The organism is Neotamlana sedimentorum, from assembly GCF_000943565.1.
GTDB lineage: Bacteria > Bacteroidota > Bacteroidia > Flavobacteriales > Flavobacteriaceae > Neotamlana > Neotamlana sedimentorum.
Genome location: NZ_JTDW01000001.1, coordinates 182,670 through 200,683, shown reverse-complemented (window position 1 = coordinate 200,683; position 18,014 = coordinate 182,670). Strand labels below are relative to the sequence as shown.

14 protein-coding genes and 1 tRNA gene are annotated in these 18,014 nt (G+C 34.2%); 6 read left to right on the top strand and 9 right to left on the bottom strand.

The window, feature by feature from the left end:
• Positions 1-31 precede the first annotated feature (31 nt).
• Positions 32-3,895, bottom strand: a complete 3,864-nt coding sequence (porU, locus tag PW52_RS00860) for a type IX secretion system sortase PorU (protein ID WP_044631034.1) — start codon at positions 3,893-3,895, stop codon at positions 32-34.
• Positions 3,896-4,157: 262 nt separating this feature from the next.
• Here porU and gldJ point away from each other — a divergent pair, with 262 nt between their 5' ends.
• Positions 4,158-5,825, top strand: a complete 1,668-nt coding sequence (gene gldJ / locus PW52_RS00855) for a gliding motility lipoprotein GldJ (RefSeq protein ID WP_205618104.1) — start codon at positions 4,158-4,160, stop codon at positions 5,823-5,825.
• Between the two features lie 84 nt (positions 5,826-5,909).
• Complete coding sequence (locus tag PW52_RS00850) at positions 5,910-7,175, top strand: UDP-N-acetylmuramoyl-tripeptide--D-alanyl-D-alanine ligase (protein ID WP_044631033.1); 1,266 nt, start codon at positions 5,910-5,912, stop codon at positions 7,173-7,175.
• A 141-nt stretch (positions 7,176-7,316) separates the two neighbouring features.
• Here PW52_RS00850 and PW52_RS00845 read toward each other — a convergent pair whose 3' ends face one another.
• The 8 genes from PW52_RS00845 to PW52_RS00810 all read right to left on the bottom strand — a co-directional run bounded on the left by PW52_RS00845 (position 7,317) and on the right by PW52_RS00810 (position 14,272).
• Positions 7,317-8,090, bottom strand: a complete 774-nt coding sequence (locus PW52_RS00845) for a LuxR C-terminal-related transcriptional regulator (RefSeq protein WP_044631032.1) — start codon at positions 8,088-8,090, stop codon at positions 7,317-7,319.
• 100 nt (positions 8,091-8,190) lie between these two features.
• Positions 8,191-8,265 (bottom strand) — tRNA-Val (locus PW52_RS00840).
• Positions 8,266-8,329: 64 nt separating this feature from the next.
• Complete coding sequence (locus tag PW52_RS00835; protein WP_044631031.1) at positions 8,330-9,547, bottom strand: bifunctional folylpolyglutamate synthase/dihydrofolate synthase; 1,218 nt, start codon at positions 9,545-9,547, stop codon at positions 8,330-8,332.
• A gap of 4 nt (positions 9,548-9,551) precedes the next feature.
• Positions 9,552-10,403 carry an energy transducer TonB gene (locus PW52_RS00830; protein ID WP_044631030.1) on the bottom strand — a complete coding sequence of 284 codons (852 nt, stop codon included), beginning with the start codon at positions 10,401-10,403 and terminating at the stop codon, positions 9,552-9,554.
• A gap of 27 nt (positions 10,404-10,430) precedes the next feature.
• Positions 10,431-10,823, bottom strand: a complete 393-nt coding sequence (locus tag PW52_RS00825) for an ExbD/TolR family protein (protein WP_044631029.1) — start codon at positions 10,821-10,823, stop codon at positions 10,431-10,433.
• 1 nt (position 10,824) lies between these two features.
• Positions 10,825-11,517, bottom strand: coding sequence for a MotA/TolQ/ExbB proton channel family protein (locus PW52_RS00820; protein ID WP_044631028.1), 693 nt, complete (start codon positions 11,515-11,517; stop codon positions 10,825-10,827).
• A gap of 45 nt (positions 11,518-11,562) precedes the next feature.
• On the bottom strand, positions 11,563-13,035 hold the full coding sequence (nhaB, locus tag PW52_RS00815; RefSeq protein ID WP_044631027.1) for a sodium/proton antiporter NhaB: 1,473 nt from the start codon (positions 13,033-13,035) through the stop codon (positions 11,563-11,565).
• A 10-nt stretch (positions 13,036-13,045) separates the two neighbouring features.
• On the bottom strand, positions 13,046-14,272 hold the full coding sequence (locus tag PW52_RS00810) for a Glu/Leu/Phe/Val dehydrogenase dimerization domain-containing protein (protein ID WP_044631026.1): 1,227 nt from the start codon (positions 14,270-14,272) through the stop codon (positions 13,046-13,048).
• Positions 14,273-14,572: 300 nt separating this feature from the next.
• Between PW52_RS00810 and PW52_RS00805 the strand changes: the two genes are divergently transcribed.
• The 4 genes from PW52_RS00805 to PW52_RS00790 all read left to right on the top strand — a co-directional run bounded on the left by PW52_RS00805 (position 14,573) and on the right by PW52_RS00790 (position 17,985).
• Complete coding sequence (locus PW52_RS00805) at positions 14,573-15,715, top strand: acyl-CoA dehydrogenase (protein ID WP_044631279.1); 1,143 nt, start codon at positions 14,573-14,575, stop codon at positions 15,713-15,715.
• A 135-nt stretch (positions 15,716-15,850) separates the two neighbouring features.
• Entirely contained in the window at positions 15,851-16,186 is a 336-nt protein-coding gene (locus PW52_RS00800; RefSeq protein WP_044631025.1) for an arsenosugar biosynthesis-associated peroxidase-like protein, read from the top strand.
• A gap of 57 nt (positions 16,187-16,243) precedes the next feature.
• Positions 16,244-17,299 (top strand): arsenosugar biosynthesis radical SAM (seleno)protein ArsS, encoded by a 1,056-nt coding sequence (gene arsS, locus PW52_RS00795; RefSeq protein WP_044631024.1) that lies wholly within the window; start codon positions 16,244-16,246, stop codon positions 17,297-17,299.
• A 5-nt stretch (positions 17,300-17,304) separates the two neighbouring features.
• On the top strand, positions 17,305-17,985 hold the full coding sequence (locus PW52_RS00790) for a TIGR04282 family arsenosugar biosynthesis glycosyltransferase (protein ID WP_044631023.1): 681 nt from the start codon (positions 17,305-17,307) through the stop codon (positions 17,983-17,985).
• Positions 17,986-18,014: the final 29 nt, after the last annotated feature.

Below are 18,014 nucleotides of genomic sequence, written 5' to 3'. Positions count from 1 at the left end.
TGTAGGTTTAGTTAACAAATATATGTTTTTATTAGAGTATAACAAGTTTTTCAATTTTTTCAACTGTTTTATTTAATAGGTTTGAATGCACTTTTAATTTATAAATATACACGCCTTTTCCAATTTTATCGCCAAAATCGTCGCGACCATCCCAAACTATATCTCGAGACAAAGTACTTGTGGTTTGACCATTTAATGTTCGCACAAGTTTACCCGAAACGGTAAATATTTGTATAGAAACGTCTAAAGCCTGCGAACTATTGTGGTTAAACCAAAATTCTGTGTAATTTACGAATGGATTTGGATAATTTAGCACATTATTTACGACCAACTGCTCGTTCTCGTCGAAAACAATAAATTGAATTTCTGCGGTTGATGAATTATTATAAACATCCCAAGCGGTAATAGTTAAAGTGTGTAAACCGGGTTCTAAATCTCGAAACGCATAAGCAATTTTGCCTTTTGTATAATCGTTTACATCGGTTTGATAATAACTATTTAATATATAAGGGTTGGTTTCATCGCCATCTAAAACAGCTTTTATATCGTGGCCAACACCACTTGCTGTATTAATTCCGTTTAAATCTTCTAACTTAACTAATAATGTAGGACTCTCGTTTGTTATACCGCCAGAAACAAAGCTGTCATCGTTCATAAACAAACTTATTAATGGCCCTGTGTTGTCTTCGGGTGCATTTTCGTTTAAGCCGCCAATACGCACCGTGTTTACGCTAGCTCCTGTTTGATCTTCGGTTAAGGCTTCATTTTTTGCATAAAAGCTTACTTTACCATAACCTACTGGAATTCCAATATCTTTTGGTACAATAAAATCGAATTCAAATTCGCCATTGGTAACAACAGCTTGTCCTCTAAAAATAATTTCTCCTAAGGTTGTAAAATCTAATTTAACTAATTCTCCGTTTAATCTAGTGCCGTCGTTCGCTAAGGTTTCTCGCTCTATTCCTTTATCGAAAATGGTTGTTGATAATGTACCATTATAATTATTCAATAAGTTACCAGACAAATCGGTAACTTCTCCAGCCAACTTAACATAACTTAAGGCTTTTAAAGTATCGGTTGTTTGCGCAATAGGCACATCGTTAATTTTTGTTAGTCGAATATTTGGCTGAGGAAAGGCCAGCTTCATTGCTGGATCGCCAATAAAAAATATGAGTCTTTTTTGGCTGGCACTGGTTACTGCAGGATCGATTTTTGCTAAACGTAAAGCTTCTGCAATTGACGGATATTCATAATCGCCATATTCATCATCATCGTTATAAGAAAACAAATATTGCCCTAAAGTGTTATTAAAGTTTATTGCAAAACTCACAAATATTTGACGTGTAGTTGTAATTAAACCAATGGCCCCGGCATCGGCATTCCAATAGGTAAACTCTCCAGCCGTTTCACGATGTGGATTATCGAAACGTGTAAATTCGCAAGTTACCGTTACAAAACAATTGTACTTAAACGAATTACGAAGACTATTTATATCGGGCTTTTGCAACAGCAGCTCGCTTGCAAGCCCGTCTTCACCACCGTGTCCAAAATAATTTACAACTAAAGCACCGTTTTCGATAGCGTTAGCAATTTCGGTGGTAACTTCGGGGTAGCGTTCTCCTCCTGCCGATGTTTCTTGCTGAAAAGCATCGGAGTGAATTTTAGTTACGTTAATAAAAGGTTTTTCTTCGGAAACTAAATCTCCAATATTATCGGTAGTTTCTTGTAAAAGGCCTTCCCAATCTTCATCTACATCATCCGAAATTACCACATAATTATTTCGCCAGCCTCCAAAAGCTTCTTTACTATAATAATTTTCTATTTTATCAACCAGTTCAACCGCTCTTTGTGGCGTATCTGCAAGTATTCTACCTGTAGCAATATCTAACTTATCGCTTGTGGCTAAATTACCTTCATTCTCGTCCATTAAACCGTAAAAATCATCAGAAATAAATGAATTTGTTAAGCTAAAACTATTATAAGCATGCCACGACGGGACAATATTTGTATTGTTAGAAACGCGGTCTTTGTAATCGTATGAACTATCGCCAAATAGACACAGATATTTTAATCTGTTTTCTATTGTACTAGCATTGTTATAAACATATTTTACAAAATTTCGAATAGCGCCAACATCTGGATTACCGGTGCTAAACTCGGTGTAAATTTCATTTAAATTAATCACCTTAACATTTAAGCCATATTGCGTTTCGTTTATTGTTGCCAATCGTTGGGCTTGACTTAACATATTTAACGGTGCAATTATTATATAATCTATATCTTGGAATACACCAGAGTTATTGTTAAATATGGTGCCTTTTAAATTTTGATTTACAACACGAGTATCAGAATCAAAACTAGGTTCATAATAATCTTGAGGTGCAACAGCTACAAATGTTTTTAAACTACCAAGGGTTGAAAGAAAACTAAAATCTGAGCTATTTTCGGAATTACTTACAGTAGTTACATTATATAAATCTGTTATTTCCCAAATTTCTGAAACTTGATTAGCATTAGATATATTGTATTGCCCGACTCCAGAATTTGAAACTACAGCACTATTTTCAAACTGAAATTGTTTACCGTTGAATGCGAGATTTCGTAGTGCCTTGATTGAAATATAATCGAGATAACCTACAGCACTAGGATTACTTCCTTTATCATAATTTAAGGTTACCGAAACTGTTGAAGAATTAACAGTAAAGCTACTATTATATGAAGCTCCACTTGCTAAAATAGGAGACGATATTTGCGAAAGCGACAAATTAGTAATTGAACTTCCATTTAAAGACACCTCCATGCTACTAGTACTTGAGGATACGGCAGCAACTTTTACAGAAAATTGTATCGGAGTTGTGGTTACTAAACCTGGAAAATCGAACTCGAAGGTTTTACTTGTTTCAACATCAAACCTATCTCCAAACCAGCGCCTTCCTACGGAAACTAGGTTATAATCGTCTGTTTCATGATATTGATAATCTTCGAACGTATCTATAATTAAGCTAGGTGTTTCGATTGGCTGCGCCATTTGCGACATGCGTTTACCGTTCCCCGAACTAACATTAATATAATAATAGGTTTTATCGTTATAGCAATTAATGTGCGTTTGGCTTTCACTGTTATAACCGTTTGGTCCTTTTGCATAAAATAAAATGTAATCGCTACTATCGAAGCTGCCGTCTTCTTCTCCAACAAACTTAATAGCATTCTCGGGTACATCGGTAGGATATTCGGTAGCATTAGCATAAGGGACCATGGCTCCGCCATAACCGTAAAGTTTAATAGTTCGAGGATCTACACTATTTACATTAACCCCTAAACGCTGTAAAAAACTACGAGACAACTTAAAAACCCCTGTAGTATCCACATAAAACTTATACCATTCTCCCGAGTTAAGCACAGAATTAGACAAGCCTTTAAAATCACTAAAGCTTTTATTAAAGCTAGATCTACCTGTAGCACCTAAACTATAATTTAATTGAAATGAGATAACTTTTTTAAAGTTGCCTTTACCATCTTTAATTATAGGCGAGATTTGAAAATAAGCATAATGCTTAGTTCTAGCATTTGCATTTTTTAAAGTAAATTTTAATTTAGTTGGAATTAGTTGCTCGTTAAGATCTTTTAATTCGGTTTTAGAAATAGATGCATAAATTACCTGAGTTACAGAAACTGAAGCTTCATTTATTAACGAATTGGTTTCCCATTGATCTACAAAAAACAAACCTTCATTAAAACTAAACGAAAAATTCGCTTCGTTAAAACCCGGAAATTCTTTAACAAAACTATCGCCTGTAAGTGTTTTATTTTCACCCCAAGTAATAGTATATTTTTTTTGTTGACTATAAATTACTCCTGTTAAAAGAAGCAACACAATAAAAATTCTCTTTTTCATTAATAAATAAACGCGTTTAGAAATACGTTAGTATTAAATTCGCAACAATTTTTAAACAAGTTCAAAAATACAATAATAAATTAGTAAAACCGTCGTTTATACAACACAAAACAACGACAAAAAACAGTAAAATCATCGTTGTAGTGTATAAAAAACAAGGTGAAATACATAATTTTTTGGATAAAATGCATAAAATAACTTGGTTTGTTAGGTTAAATTGCTATATTGCAGCACCAAAAATAATATTAGCTTACTTAAACGTATGGATATGAAAAAAGTAATGGCATTCAAGATTATAGTAGTTATGGCAATTACTATATTCGCAACAAGTTGTAAAAAATCTTCCAGCTCAAAAAATAGTTCTCGCGCAACTGGATGGGCTATTAACGATAAAAAAGGTGGGTTTCAGTACAACTCTGATTTCAAAGAGCAGGAAACGGCGCCGGGTTTAGTCTTTATAGAAGGAGGAACTTTTACCAAAGGGCAAGTTCAAGACGATGTAATGCATGATTGGAATAACAGTCCTAATCAGCAACATGTTCAATCTTTTTATATGGACGAAACCGAAGTTACCAATGCTATGTACATGGAATACTTAGATTGGATTAAACGCGTCTATCCACCATCTGAAGATCACTTTAAAGCCATTTACGAAGGAGCCTTACCAGATACATTAGTTTGGAGAAACCGTTTAGGATTTAACGAAGTAATGACAGAAAACTACTTACGTCACCCAGGTTATGGTGAATATCCAGTAGTTGGTGTAAGCTGGATTCAAGCTGTTGAATTCGCTAATTGGCGTTCAGACCGTGTTAACGAATATAACTTGGAACAAGCAGGGTTTTTAAAGCGTGATGCCAAAGTAACCGATGTCAATTCTGACCAAACGTTTAGCACAGACACTTATATAAACGCGCCTACCATGACTTATGGAGGTAACGAAGAAATAATAAACGACGAACGCAAAAATAAACGCTATGTTCGCACTGATGCTGATGGCAACGAATCAAATATATACGCAACTCGCGAGACAGGTTTATTTGCACCAAAATACAGACTCCCAACCGAAACCGAATGGGAATATGCAGCATTAGGTTTAAGTGAATTAAGAAGCTATAACATGTACCGAGGTCGTAAAAAATATCCTTGGGATGGTCAATATACTCGATCTGGAAAACGTAAAATTCGTGGAGACCAAATGGCAAATTTCAAACAAGGAAAAGGAGACTATGGCGGTATAGCAGGCTGGTCTGATGATGGCGCAGATATAACAAACGCAGTTAAGTCTTATGAACCAAACGATTTTGGATTATATGATATGGCTGGTAATGTTGCTGAATGGGTTGCAGATGTTTACAGACCAATTGTTGATGATGAATTTAACGACTTTAACTACTATCGTGGTAACGTTTATACTAAAAACGCTCTAAATGAAGATGGTACAGTAAAAGTTATTACTACCGATGATATTGTTTACGATACGCTTTCTAATGGAAAAGTAATTGCTAGAAATTTACCTGGTGAAATTTTACAAGTTCCTATTGATGAAAACGAAACTTATTTACGCACTAACTTCGATAAAAGTAATGAAATTAACTTTAGAGATGGTGACAGACGATCATCAAGAGAATTTGGTAATTTTGAAGATGAGGGCAAAACAAGTGAAATGTATAATGCTCCACGTCACAACACACGTATTGAAAATGGTGAATTAATTAGAGAAAACGACAAAGCTAATGGCCGTAACTCATTAATTAATGATGAAGTAAGAGTTTACAAAGGAGGCTCATGGAAAGATAGAGAGTATTGGTTAGACCCTGCTCAACGTCGTTTCTTCCCACAAGATATGGCAACAGATTATATTGGATTCAGATGTGCTATGTCTCGTGTAGGCTCTAAAAGCAAAGGAAAAAATAAAACAAAAAATTAAATTTTAGTTTAAATAAAATTTTAAAGTCCTAACAAATTGTTAGGACTTTTTTTATACTTTTAATTCAACAAAAGATCAACAAACTTGGAAATAGCTAAACTTCATCAATTATTTTTAACTTGTAATTCTGCAAGCACAGACACTCGAAAAATAACAACAAACGATATGTTTTTCGCCCTTAAAGGCGACAATTTTAATGGCAATATTTATGCCGCAAAAGCCCTAAGTTTAGGAGCAAAATTCGCAATAATTGATGAGGCTGAATATAATATTTCTGATAAGTGCATTTTGGTAAACAATACCCTACAAACACTTCAAGCCCTTGCCACATACCACAGAAACTATTTAAAGATTCCTATAATAGCCTTGACAGGCAGCAATGGTAAAACTACAACTAAGGAGTTAATTAATATTGTTTTAAAACAAAAATACAGCACTACAGCAACGACCGGAAACTTAAACAATCACATCGGTGTGCCGCTTACGTTATTATCTATGAATAAAAGTACCGAAATGGGTATTGTTGAAATGGGCGCCAATCATCAAAAAGAAATAGAGTTTCTTTGCAACATTACAAAACCCGACTACGGCTATATAACCAACTTTGGAAAAGCTCATTTAGAAGGTTTTGGAGGCGTTGATGGTGTTATAAAAGGAAAAAGTGAAATGTATGCTTATTTAATTAAAAATAATAAAACTGTTTTTGTTAATTCTAATGATGCTATTCAAGTTGAAAAAACAAAAACTGCAAATACCATAACTTTTGGTAAAACCAATGCCCTAGTAAACATTGAATTTATTGAGGCTAACCCTTTTGTTTCATGTAGATTTGAAAGTCTTAAAATAAACAGTCGGTTAATTGGAGACTACAACTTCAATAATATAGCAGCGGCCATAACCATTGGCAAACATTTTAACGTATCAAATAACAACATTAAACAAGCCATTGAAAACTATATTCCTAATAATAACAGATCTCAAATTATTCAAAAGGATAATCATAAAATCATTTTAGACGCATATAATGCTAATCCAAGTAGTATGCATGCTGCCCTTTTAAATTTTGAGAAACAAAAGGGTAAAACCATGGCTATATTAGGTGATATGTTTGAATTAGGTAATGAAGCAGAAATAGAGCATCAAAATATTGCGAATTTAGCATCAAATTTAAATATAGATTATGTTATTTTTATAGGTGAGAACTTTTTCAAAACAGAATCTATATATCCAAAATTTAAATCTTTCAATGACTTTAAATTAGTATTTAACTTTAATAAACTAAAACCTTCCACTATACTTATTAAAGGCTCTAGAGGAATGGCTTTAGAACGTATTTTAGACCTTTTATAAAAGAACGAATGCCTGTTCAATTAAAAAATTAAACAGGCACTTCAAAAAAATTCTCCCTAAGAACTATAATTAATAGCAATACAAATATCTTTTAAACATTTTAACTACGCAATACTCAAATTGAGTATTTAAGCCATTTTTTTATATAAAGTACTTATTTACTTTTAATAAACCCACAAGTTCTCCTGTAGAAGACACATTAAGTTTTTTCATTATATTTCTTCTATGAGTATCCACTGTATTATGGCTAATACCAAGCTTAATAGCTATTTCCTTACTCGTATGCTTTAAAATTAACAACCTGATAACGTCACGTTCTCTATTACTAACACCGTCAGAAAGTAATTTTTTAGAAAAATTACTAAAGTATTTAGTTTCGTATTCATTTTTTGCATTAAGCATTTTTGCCGAAGCACAAATCTCCATATAAATATTACTATCTAAAACAGTATAATGAGCTAAGCCAATAATAGGTTTATTAAACGCATCAAACTCTAAAGGTGTTGTATTCTGAATAATATTCACATATTCACCTTTTGCATTTTTTAACCTATAATTCCATGTATAGCTCATTTTCTCGCGATCTTCAGTAGCTATTTCAGAAAGTGTAAACTCCATTAAATGATTTAAAGCGTTTAACCATTGTTCCAAATCGTCTGGATGCATACGTTTCCAAAACATATTCATTCCACCGGCTTTAAGAGTTTCCCTATCCAGCCCTAAACAAGCTGTTAAATTTTTACTCACATATTCAAAAGTAAGTTCCTGAGTATTGGTTATGCAAAAAAACGTTGAATTGTAAGGTAAATAAGGATCTAACTCTATCAACTTATTAATATGCTTCTCTACAGAAGGTCTGTTATCGTAAGATTGAAAAATTTCTTTATAAGATGCTTTAATAAAACTGGTTGGCATGGTAATAGTGATTTATACTAAAATAAGAAAACACAATTAAATTAAAAAACAGAAAATTTGAGGAAATAAAAAAAGCTTCCATTTTCGGAAGCTTTTTTTGTGGGCGCGAAGGGATTCGAACCCCTGACCCCTTGGGTGTAAACCAAGTGCTCTGAACCAACTGAGCTACGCGCCCTTATAATTAGGTGTGCAAATATAAACTAGTTTTTAATACTGCAAAAACTTTTTTGAAAAAATTTTTAAATTATTTCTGCAACAACAAAAGTACTACCTCCAACAAAAATCAAATCATTTACATTAGCTGCTTTTAATGCAGATTTATAAGACTCATTTACAGATTCATATGTTCTGCCGTGCAGGTCGTTATCTTTAAATATTTTTTGCAGCACTTTTTCATTTAATCCACGAGAAATTTCTGGCTTACAAAAATAATAAGTCGCTTCTTTTGGCAGTAAAGGCAATATCGGCTTTAAATCTTTATCATTTACAACTCCAAAAACTATATGCAACTTATTAAAAGTTTCATTGTTCAATTGATTTATCACATATACTAAGCCTTCCTTATTATGACCAGTATCGCAAATCACTTTAGGGTCTTCTTGCAGTATTTGCCATCTCCCCATTAAACCTGTATTTTTGATTGTTCTTAAAAACCCTGACCTTAAATTTTCTTTTGAAATAGAATAACCTAAAGCTAGAAGTTCTCTAACTGTACAAACAACTGTTTTTTTATTTTTCTCTTGATAGGTTCCTTTTAAGTCAGATTCAAAAGTTTCAGTCACGCAATCATCAGCAAACATAATTGAAGCGTTATTGTTATCCGCTAACAATTTAAACACAGGCGTTGTTTCACTCTGGGTTTCTCCAACAACAACTGGCACATTAGGTTTAATTATTCCTCCTTTTTCCCCCGCTATTTCTTTTAAGGTAGTTCCTAAAAACTGTGTATGATCGAGACCAATATTGGTAATTACCGAAACTTCTGGAGTTATAATATTTGTAGAATCTAATCGACCTCCCATACCAACTTCAACTACGGCAATATCTACTTTTTGCTTCGCAAAATAGTCGAAAGCCATACCAACCGTCATTTCAAAAAAGGAAAGTTTATTTTCTTCAAAAAAAGCTCTATTTCGTCTTATAAAACCCATTACAAATTGCTTGCTAACAACTTGTCCGTTAATTTTAATACGTTCTCGAAAATCTTTTAAATGAGGTGAAGTATACAATCCAACCTTATAGCCAGCTTCTTGTAAAATAGATGCTAACATATGGCTTGTGGACCCTTTACCATTAGTGCCAGCAACATGAATAGATTTAAACCTTTTTTCAGGGTTATTTAAATGTTTTGCTAATTTTATGGTATTGGTTAAATCTTTTTTAAAAGCTGTTTTCCCTTGTTTTTGATACATCGGTAGTTGAGCAAACATCCAATTAAGGGTTTCTTGATACGTCATGTAGTTACTGACCTAATTTGAAGTTTACCGTAACAAAACCTATTTGTTTTGCCGGCGCATTAGAATTTGCTGGCCATTTATGTGAAAGTGCTATTTCTTTCGCAGGTTTTAATAAACAAGATGCTGTATTTGTAGTTCCTTTTACACCAGGTTCGGCAGATACTACATTACCATTTTGGTTAACAGTAATTTTAACCACTACTCTACCCGATTCGTTACAATCTTGTTTTTGAGTTTTAAAAGTTGCTCTTCCGCGTCCATTTAATCCATACCCTACACCACCACTTCCGGTGCCTTGTCCTCCAAAATAACTTGGCGCATAAGGGTCACCATCTAATTGGCCTTTATCTCCAACCTTATTATCGTCGCCTTCACTACCAGAACTTGTACCATCAGATTTACTTACACCCCCAATTAAGGCATCAAGTTTTTTCTTTTTTTCTTCTTGTTCGCGCTTTTCTTTGGCTATACGTTCAGCTTCCGCTTTTGCTTTTGCATCGGCCTCAGCCTTTGCTTTAGCCTGAGCTTCTTTTTGCTTTTTAATTGCAATTTCTTCAGCATTATCTGCCGTTAAAACATTTTCTTTTACTTCAGAAGGTGCTGCGGCAGGCTCAGATTTTATAACATCAGGTTGTGGCGGCTCATTTATTTCCTTTGGCACCGATTTAATAGGTGCTTTTGGCTGCACTGTACCACTACCAAAGTTACTTGTTCCAAAATTTACAGCTACACCGTATTCCTCTGGAGGATCCATATAAGTTGTACCCACAACAAATAACAACAACAGCAAAATAACAGTAATTAAAGCTGTTAATTTGGCCGAATTGCGTTCATGTTTTGTTCTAAAGTACTTCATACTTTTATCTATACTGTTTGAAACCCATTAATTAGGTTGTACGGCTAAAATGACTTTGAATTTATTGCGATTAGCAATATCCATAACCTTCACCACATTTTCCACAGGCACCGATTTTTCGGCCCTTAATACAATGGTTGGTTGTTCTTGACTAGACAATACAGATAACAACTGATTTTCAAGAACACTTTCACCTACACGTTTTTGATCTATATAGTATGTTAAATCTTTTTTTATACTTACCGAAACAGAGCGTTTGTTTTCGGTTTTACCACTAGCTTTTGGTAAAATAATATCGATAGCATTTGTAGTTACCAACGTTGAAGCAATCATAAAAAAGATAAGTAACAAGAATACAATATCTGTCATAGAAGACATATTGAATTCTGGTGTTACTTTATTTCTACCTCTAAAATTCATACTATGTTGGTTCGTTTAACAGATCTAAAAATTCTAACGAATTCGCTTCCATTTGATACACTACTTTATCGGTTCTAACCACCAAGTGGTTATAAGCCATATAAGCAACAATACCAACTATTAAACCAGCAACAGTAGTCGTCATAGCGGTGTACAAACCACCAGCAAGCACATCCATTTCAATAGTACCACCGGCATTAGCTAATTCGAAAATTGCAAGAATCATACCAGTAACTGTTCCTAAAAACCCTATCATTGGAGCTGCACCAGAAATGGTTGCTAAAATACTTACGTTTTTTTCAAGACCGTAAATTTCTAATCTTCCGGCATTTTCAATGGCCGTATTAATATCTGCCAAAGGTTTACCAATTCTAGAAATACCTTTAGCTATTAGACGAGAAACTGGAGTATTTACTTGCGCACAAAGCATTTGAGCAGAATCAATTTTACCATTACTTACATGATCTTTTATTTGGTTCATAAAATTCGCATCGACATTTGACGCTGCTTTTATTGCGAAAATGCGTTCAAAATAAATATAAATTGCCACTACTAAAAGTAAAAATAAAATAGCGATAATTATTTGGCCACCAACGCCTCCGCTACTTATTAATTCTATTATCGAGAGGGTTTTCTCTACCGATTCTCCATCAGCTAGTGCTTCTGCACCATCTTGAACTTCTTGTATAATCATAGGTTATAAATTACTTAATTTGGTAACGGAAAATTATTAATAAAATTATACTAGAACAAATTTTACCATTAAATATCCTAATCCGCCTAAAACAATAGTATAAGGTAAAGCCATTTTAACCATTTTACCATAAGATAGATTAATTAATGGTGCTAAAGCAGATGTTAATAAAAACAAAAATGCTGCTTGACCATTTGGTGTTGCTACACTAGGTAAGTTTGTACCGGTGTTTATTGCAATTGCTAATTTCTCAAAATGTTCTCTATCTATCACACCACTTTTAAATGCTTCTTGTACTTCACCTATATAAACTGTAGCAACAAATACGTTATCACTAATGGCCGATAAAACCCCGTTAGCAATATAAAACAACCCTGGTTGTGATGCCGGATCCTGCTCTAAAGCCCAGTGTATAATTGGACTAAACAAGTGCTGATCGTGAATCATCGCTACAATTACAAAGAACACTACTAACAAACCTGTAAATGGCAATGCTTCTTCGAAAGCATGTCCAAGTTGATGCTCATCAATAATACCAATAAACGCGGTTTGGAATATTATTAATGCTAAACCAATAAAACCAACTGGAGCAATATGTAAAGCCAAACCAATAATTAATAAAACAGCAGCAACACCTTGAACAATTAAGGCATATTTTTCTTTATCAGAACGATTTTCATCTTGTTTTACTGTATAATTCTCTATAATATCGGCTACTACCAGAGGTAATTTTGCACCAAACCCAAAACTACCTGTAAGTTCTAAAACTACCGTCGTTAATAAACCAGCGAATAAAACGGGGATAGTTATTGGTGCCATTTGTAAAAAGAACTGAATAAAATCCCACCCCATTCGTTCTCCAATAAGTAAGTTTTGAGGCTCTCCTACTAGTGTACATACACCACCTAATGCAGTACCGACTACTCCATGCATTATTAAACTACGTAAAAAACTACGGAATTGCTCTAAAGTTTCCCCACTTAACTCCTGTCTATCCTTTATACCACTTTTATTTAAATCTTCCTCACTAGAATGTATTTTATGATAAACACCATAAAAACCTACCGCCACACTAATTAAAACTGCAGTAACGGTTAAAGCATCTAAAAATGCTGAGAGTATTGCTGATAAAAATACGAATAAAAGCGATAGTACTATTTTTGACTTTATTTTAGTAAACACTTTACTAAAAATAAACATTAATAGCGGTTTCATAAAGTAAATACCTGCCACCATAAACACTAAAAGTAAAACTACTTCTAAGTTTTGGTCTACTTCGTGGTAGGCATTATGTGGTGATGTTAAACCAAGTGCAATAACCTCGATAGCCAACAAACCACCCGATTGCAACGGATAACACTTTAAAGCCATAGCTAAGGTGAAAATAAATTCGGCTATAAACAACCACGAGGTTACAGTTTTACCTAAAACGTAAAACGAAAATACGTTGAAAATTAAAAAACTAATCATGGTCAATTTAAACCACTTTGGACTACTTCCTAAAAAATATTTTAACATAGTGAAAAATTTAAATAAGTTGGTTTAGTGCAATTTCGAAAGCTGTTGCACTTATTTTTGATTTTAATTTATTTTTTTTGTGAATATTCTGTAACGCCGATTTTATAATGCTAGAGGTATCGTTAAAAATAGCCTCGTCTGTCATTTGTACTTTACGTTCCATAAAATAAGCAAAAACTCTAGCCATTCCGCAATTTGATATAAAATCGGGAATTAAACTTACACGATCGTCGGTATATTCCATAATAGGGCCAAAGAAAATTTCTTTATCGGCAAACGGTACATTTGCTCCGCAAGAAACTACTTCTAACCCACTATTTATCATTGTATTTATTTGATGTTTTGTAATTAATCGAGATGCTGCACAAGGTGCAAAAATTTCGGTATTTAATCCCCAAATTTTCTCATTAATTTCGTCGAAAGGTATTAAATTTTCAGCATTTAATGTATTTCCTGACTTATTTAAAAATAGTTCGGTTATTTCTTCGAACGAAAATCCATCTTCATTTATTAAACCACCAACTACATCAATAATTCCAACTATTTTAGCTCCCATTTGCGACAAATAAAAAGCTGCTGCCGAACCAACATTTCCAAACCCTTGAATCACAGCTCGTTTACCTACTATATTCCCACCATAAATACTATAATATTGCTTTACGGCTTCGGCAACACCATAACCAGTTATCATATCGGCTACCGTATATTTTCTTGCCACATTAGGTGAAAATTCTGGGTTTTCAATAACTTTGATAACTCCATGACGTAATTGACCAATGCGATTTATTTTATCGGCTTCAGTAGGTTTAAAATGTCCGTTAAAAACACCTTCTTGCGGGTGCCAAACACCACTTTGTTCGGTTATTGGAATAACTTCGTGAATTTCGTCTACATTTAAATCGCCACCCGTACCGTAATAACTTTTCAATAAGGGAGAAACCACTTTATACCAGCGCTCTAATACGCCTTTTTTTCTTGGATCTTGTGGATTAAAATTTATACCCGATTTTGCACCTCCAATTGCAGGACCAGAAACGGTGAATTTAATTTCCATGGTTTTTGCTAACGATAAAACTTCGTTAACATCCAGCCCCAATCGCATGCGTGTTCCTCCACCAGCTGCTCCACCTCGTAAAGAGTTTATTACCACCCATCCTTCGGCTTCGGTTTCGGCGTCTTTCCAGTTAAAAACGATTTCGGGTTCCTTATTCTCGTACTTTTTAAGTAATGTTTTCATTGTTATAATTATGACTTGGTTTAAACTAAAATTTATATTCGGGGAAGACTGAATTGAAAATAAATTGTAGCTAAAGCTGTGTCATAACAAAACGATTTAATTGTAAGGTAACAAATATAAAAAACTAAAAATCTTTAAGATTAATTTTGTGTTATTTTTAAGAGAGATAAATTTTGAAAAATCAATAGTTTATTTCTCCAGTCAAAAAACTAGTAAAAAAGATATTCTCATTGACAAATTCACATCAAAAAACTATATTTGAAAAAAATCCCTAATAAACTAAACGAAATATTACGAAAAATGAATTTTAAACTTACCGAAGAACATAAATTAATACGCGATGCGGCTCGCGATTTTGCACAAACCGAGTTACTACCAGGAGTTATAGAACGAGACAACAAACAAGAATTCCCATCGGCGTTGGTAAAAAAAATGGGGGACCTTGGTTTTTTAGGCATAATGGTAGACCCAAAATACGGCGGCAGTGGAATGGATACGATTTCGTATGTATTAATTATGGAAGAATTATCGAAAATAGATGCTTCTGCTTCTGTAATTGTTTCGGTAAACAACTCGTTGGTTTGTTATGGGTTAGAAGCTTATGGCACCGAAGCACAAAAGCAAAAATATTTAACCAAATTAGCGACAGGAGAATATGTTGGCGCCTTCTGTTTAAGCGAGCCCGAAGCTGGAAGCGATGCGACTTCGCAAAAAACAACAGCAATAGATAATGGCGACCATTACGTAATAAACGGCACTAAAAACTGGATTACAAATGGCGGAAGAGCCGATATTTATTTAGTTATTGCCCAAACCGATAAAGATAAAGGTCACAAAGGAATTAACGTATTTATTGTTGAAAAAAGCATGGAAGGTTTCCATGTTGGTCCAAAAGAAGACAAGCTAGGAATCCGCGGAAGCGATACCCATACCCTACAATTTAACGATGTAAAAGTACCTAAAGAAAATAGAATTGGAGATGATGGTTTTGGATTTAAATTTGCCATGAAAACATTATCTGGAGGACGCATTGGTATTGCCGCACAAGCTTTAGGTATTGCTTCGGGAGCTTACGAATTAGCCTTAAAATACAGCAAGGAACGTAAAGCTTTTGGCACCGAAATAAGTAATCATCAAGCCATTGCTTTTAAATTGGCCGATATGTATACCGATATTGAAGCCGCCAGAATGTTAGTTATGAAATCTGCTTTCGATAAAGACCAAGGTACAAGCTACGATACATCGAGCGCCATGGCTAAATTATACGCCAGCAAAGTTGCCATGGAACATACAGTTGAAGCTGTGCAAATTCATGGTGGTAATGGTTTTGTAAAAGAATACCACGTAGAACGATTAATGCGAGATGCTAAAATTACCCAGATTTACGAAGGCACCAGTGAAATTCAAAAAATTGTAATTTCCAGAAGTTTATTAAGAAATTAGCCCAACACATAAACACTTAAATAACAAGCAAATAAAAAAGGTTCGATATAAAATCGAACCTTTTTGTTAAGAATTTTTAAACTTTGCGACCTATTGTCATATACATTTTTATATTTAGTAAAAAATATTTCGAAAATGTCAAAAACATATTACGACCCCGCGGACTTAAGAAAATTTGGAAAAATTACAGATTGGAGCGAGGAACTTGGCAACAAATTTTTCGAGTACTACGGCAAAGTATTTGAAGAAGGCGCCTTAACTGCTCGCGAAAAATCGCTTATAGCTTTAGCCGTTGCTCATACCGAACAATGCCCGTATTGCATTGATGCTTATACCAAAGATGGCTTACAACGTGGCGTAACCAAAGAGGAAATGATGGAAGCTATACATGTAGGTGCAGCCATTAAAAGCGGAGCAACTTTAGTTCATGGGGTTCAAATGATGAACAAAGTAAACAAATTAGATGGGTAAATTATAAAACTTATAACCAGCTAATTTCGTAGATACACAAAACAAGATAACGATTTAATGGTAACCAAATCCCTAAAAAAACGCGAAAGCGACTTAGCACAAAGTAACAGACAGTTAGAAATTTTATCGAATGGTATTTTTAAAAGTGGCGAACTACCAACGTTTAAAGATAAGATTGCCGAAACCAATCAGTTTCCGCTTAAAGCAAAAAAACTAGAAATATTACAAATTAATGTTGGCTATATGTGCAACCAAGTTTGCGACCATTGCCACGTTGATGCTGGTCCAGACCGAAAGGAAATAATGACGAAAGAAACTATGCAGCAATGCCTAGACGTTATTAAAAACACAGGCGCACATACTTTAGATTTAACAGGAGGCGCTCCAGAAATGAATCCTGATTTTAGATGGTTTGTAGAAGAAGCTGCCAAAGCCGGTATTAAAGACTTTATTGTGCGCTCCAACCTTACCATTATTCGAGCTAACAAAAAATATTACGATTTACCTCAGTTTTTTAAAAAGCATAATGTTCATGTCGTAAGTTCTATGCCGCATTGGACTCGTGGAAAAACCGACAAACAGCGCGGTAATGGCGTTTTCGACAAATCTATTAAAGCATTGCAAGAACTTAATGTCGTAGGATATGGTATGCCTGGTAGCGATTTACGATTAGATTTGGTTTACAATCCGTCGGGTGCATTTTTACCTGGCGACCAAGCTTCAATGGAAAAAGATTTTAAAAAGGCTTTAATGGACGATTTTAGCATTCAATTTCATAACTTGTTTGCCATTACCAATTTACCAATAGCTCGATTTTTAGATTTTCTTATTGCATCTGAAAATTACGAAGACTACATGTATCAACTCGTCGAAGCTTACAACCCTTCTGCTGTTGCAAATGTTATGTGTACCAACACCCTTTCTATAAGTTGGGATGGCTATTTATACGATTGCGATTTTAATCAAATGTTGGCGTTGCCGATTAATAGCAAAGTCAAACATATATCCGAATATAACGAAGAACTACTAGAAGGAAGAAAAATTGTAATTTCGCAACACTGTTACGGCTGTACTGCTGGAGCAGGAAGTAGTTGCCAAGGAAGCGTAGCTTAATATAAATGAAACAACGAACGGCCATATTAATTTTTACTAACTCTGCTAAAAAGTTATTACACACTAAGGTGATAACTTCTGCGGAATTTTTTAATATTATTGAGGCCAAAACACTTAAAACAGTACAAAAAACCGGGCTACCATATTTTCATTTTCCAGAAAGCCAACAAAACGGCATAAACTTTGGCGAGCGATTTTCGAATGCCATAGCTTCAGTTTTTGAGAAAGGCTTTCAAAATGTTATCACCATTGGTAGCGACATTCCGCACATCAATACACGAATTCTTAAAAAAGCTTCAAGTCGCCTTCAAAACAAATCTTGCGTTTTAGGGCCATCAACAGATGGCGGCTTTTATTTAATGAGTTTTAATAAAAAGGATTTTGATAAAGAATCCTTTGCAGCCTTACCTTGGGAAACAAAAACACTCAAGCAAAATTTCATTTGCGATTTAACATCTAAAAATCTGGAGTTTTCACTTTTAGAACCCTTGTCTGATATTGATTCTTCAGAGGATATTATAATGGCCTTAAAATCATCCAGACTGTTACCCAAATCTTTAAAACGATTATTTTCTAAGCTCGTAAGGCTTACAAAACACATTTTCTCACCAAACAAAATGCACCATAGCCTATTTGGTGTAAGCAAACTGTTTAACAAAGGCTCTCCTGTTATACTTTCCAACTAAACAATTTTAAAACCAATAAAAACCTCCTT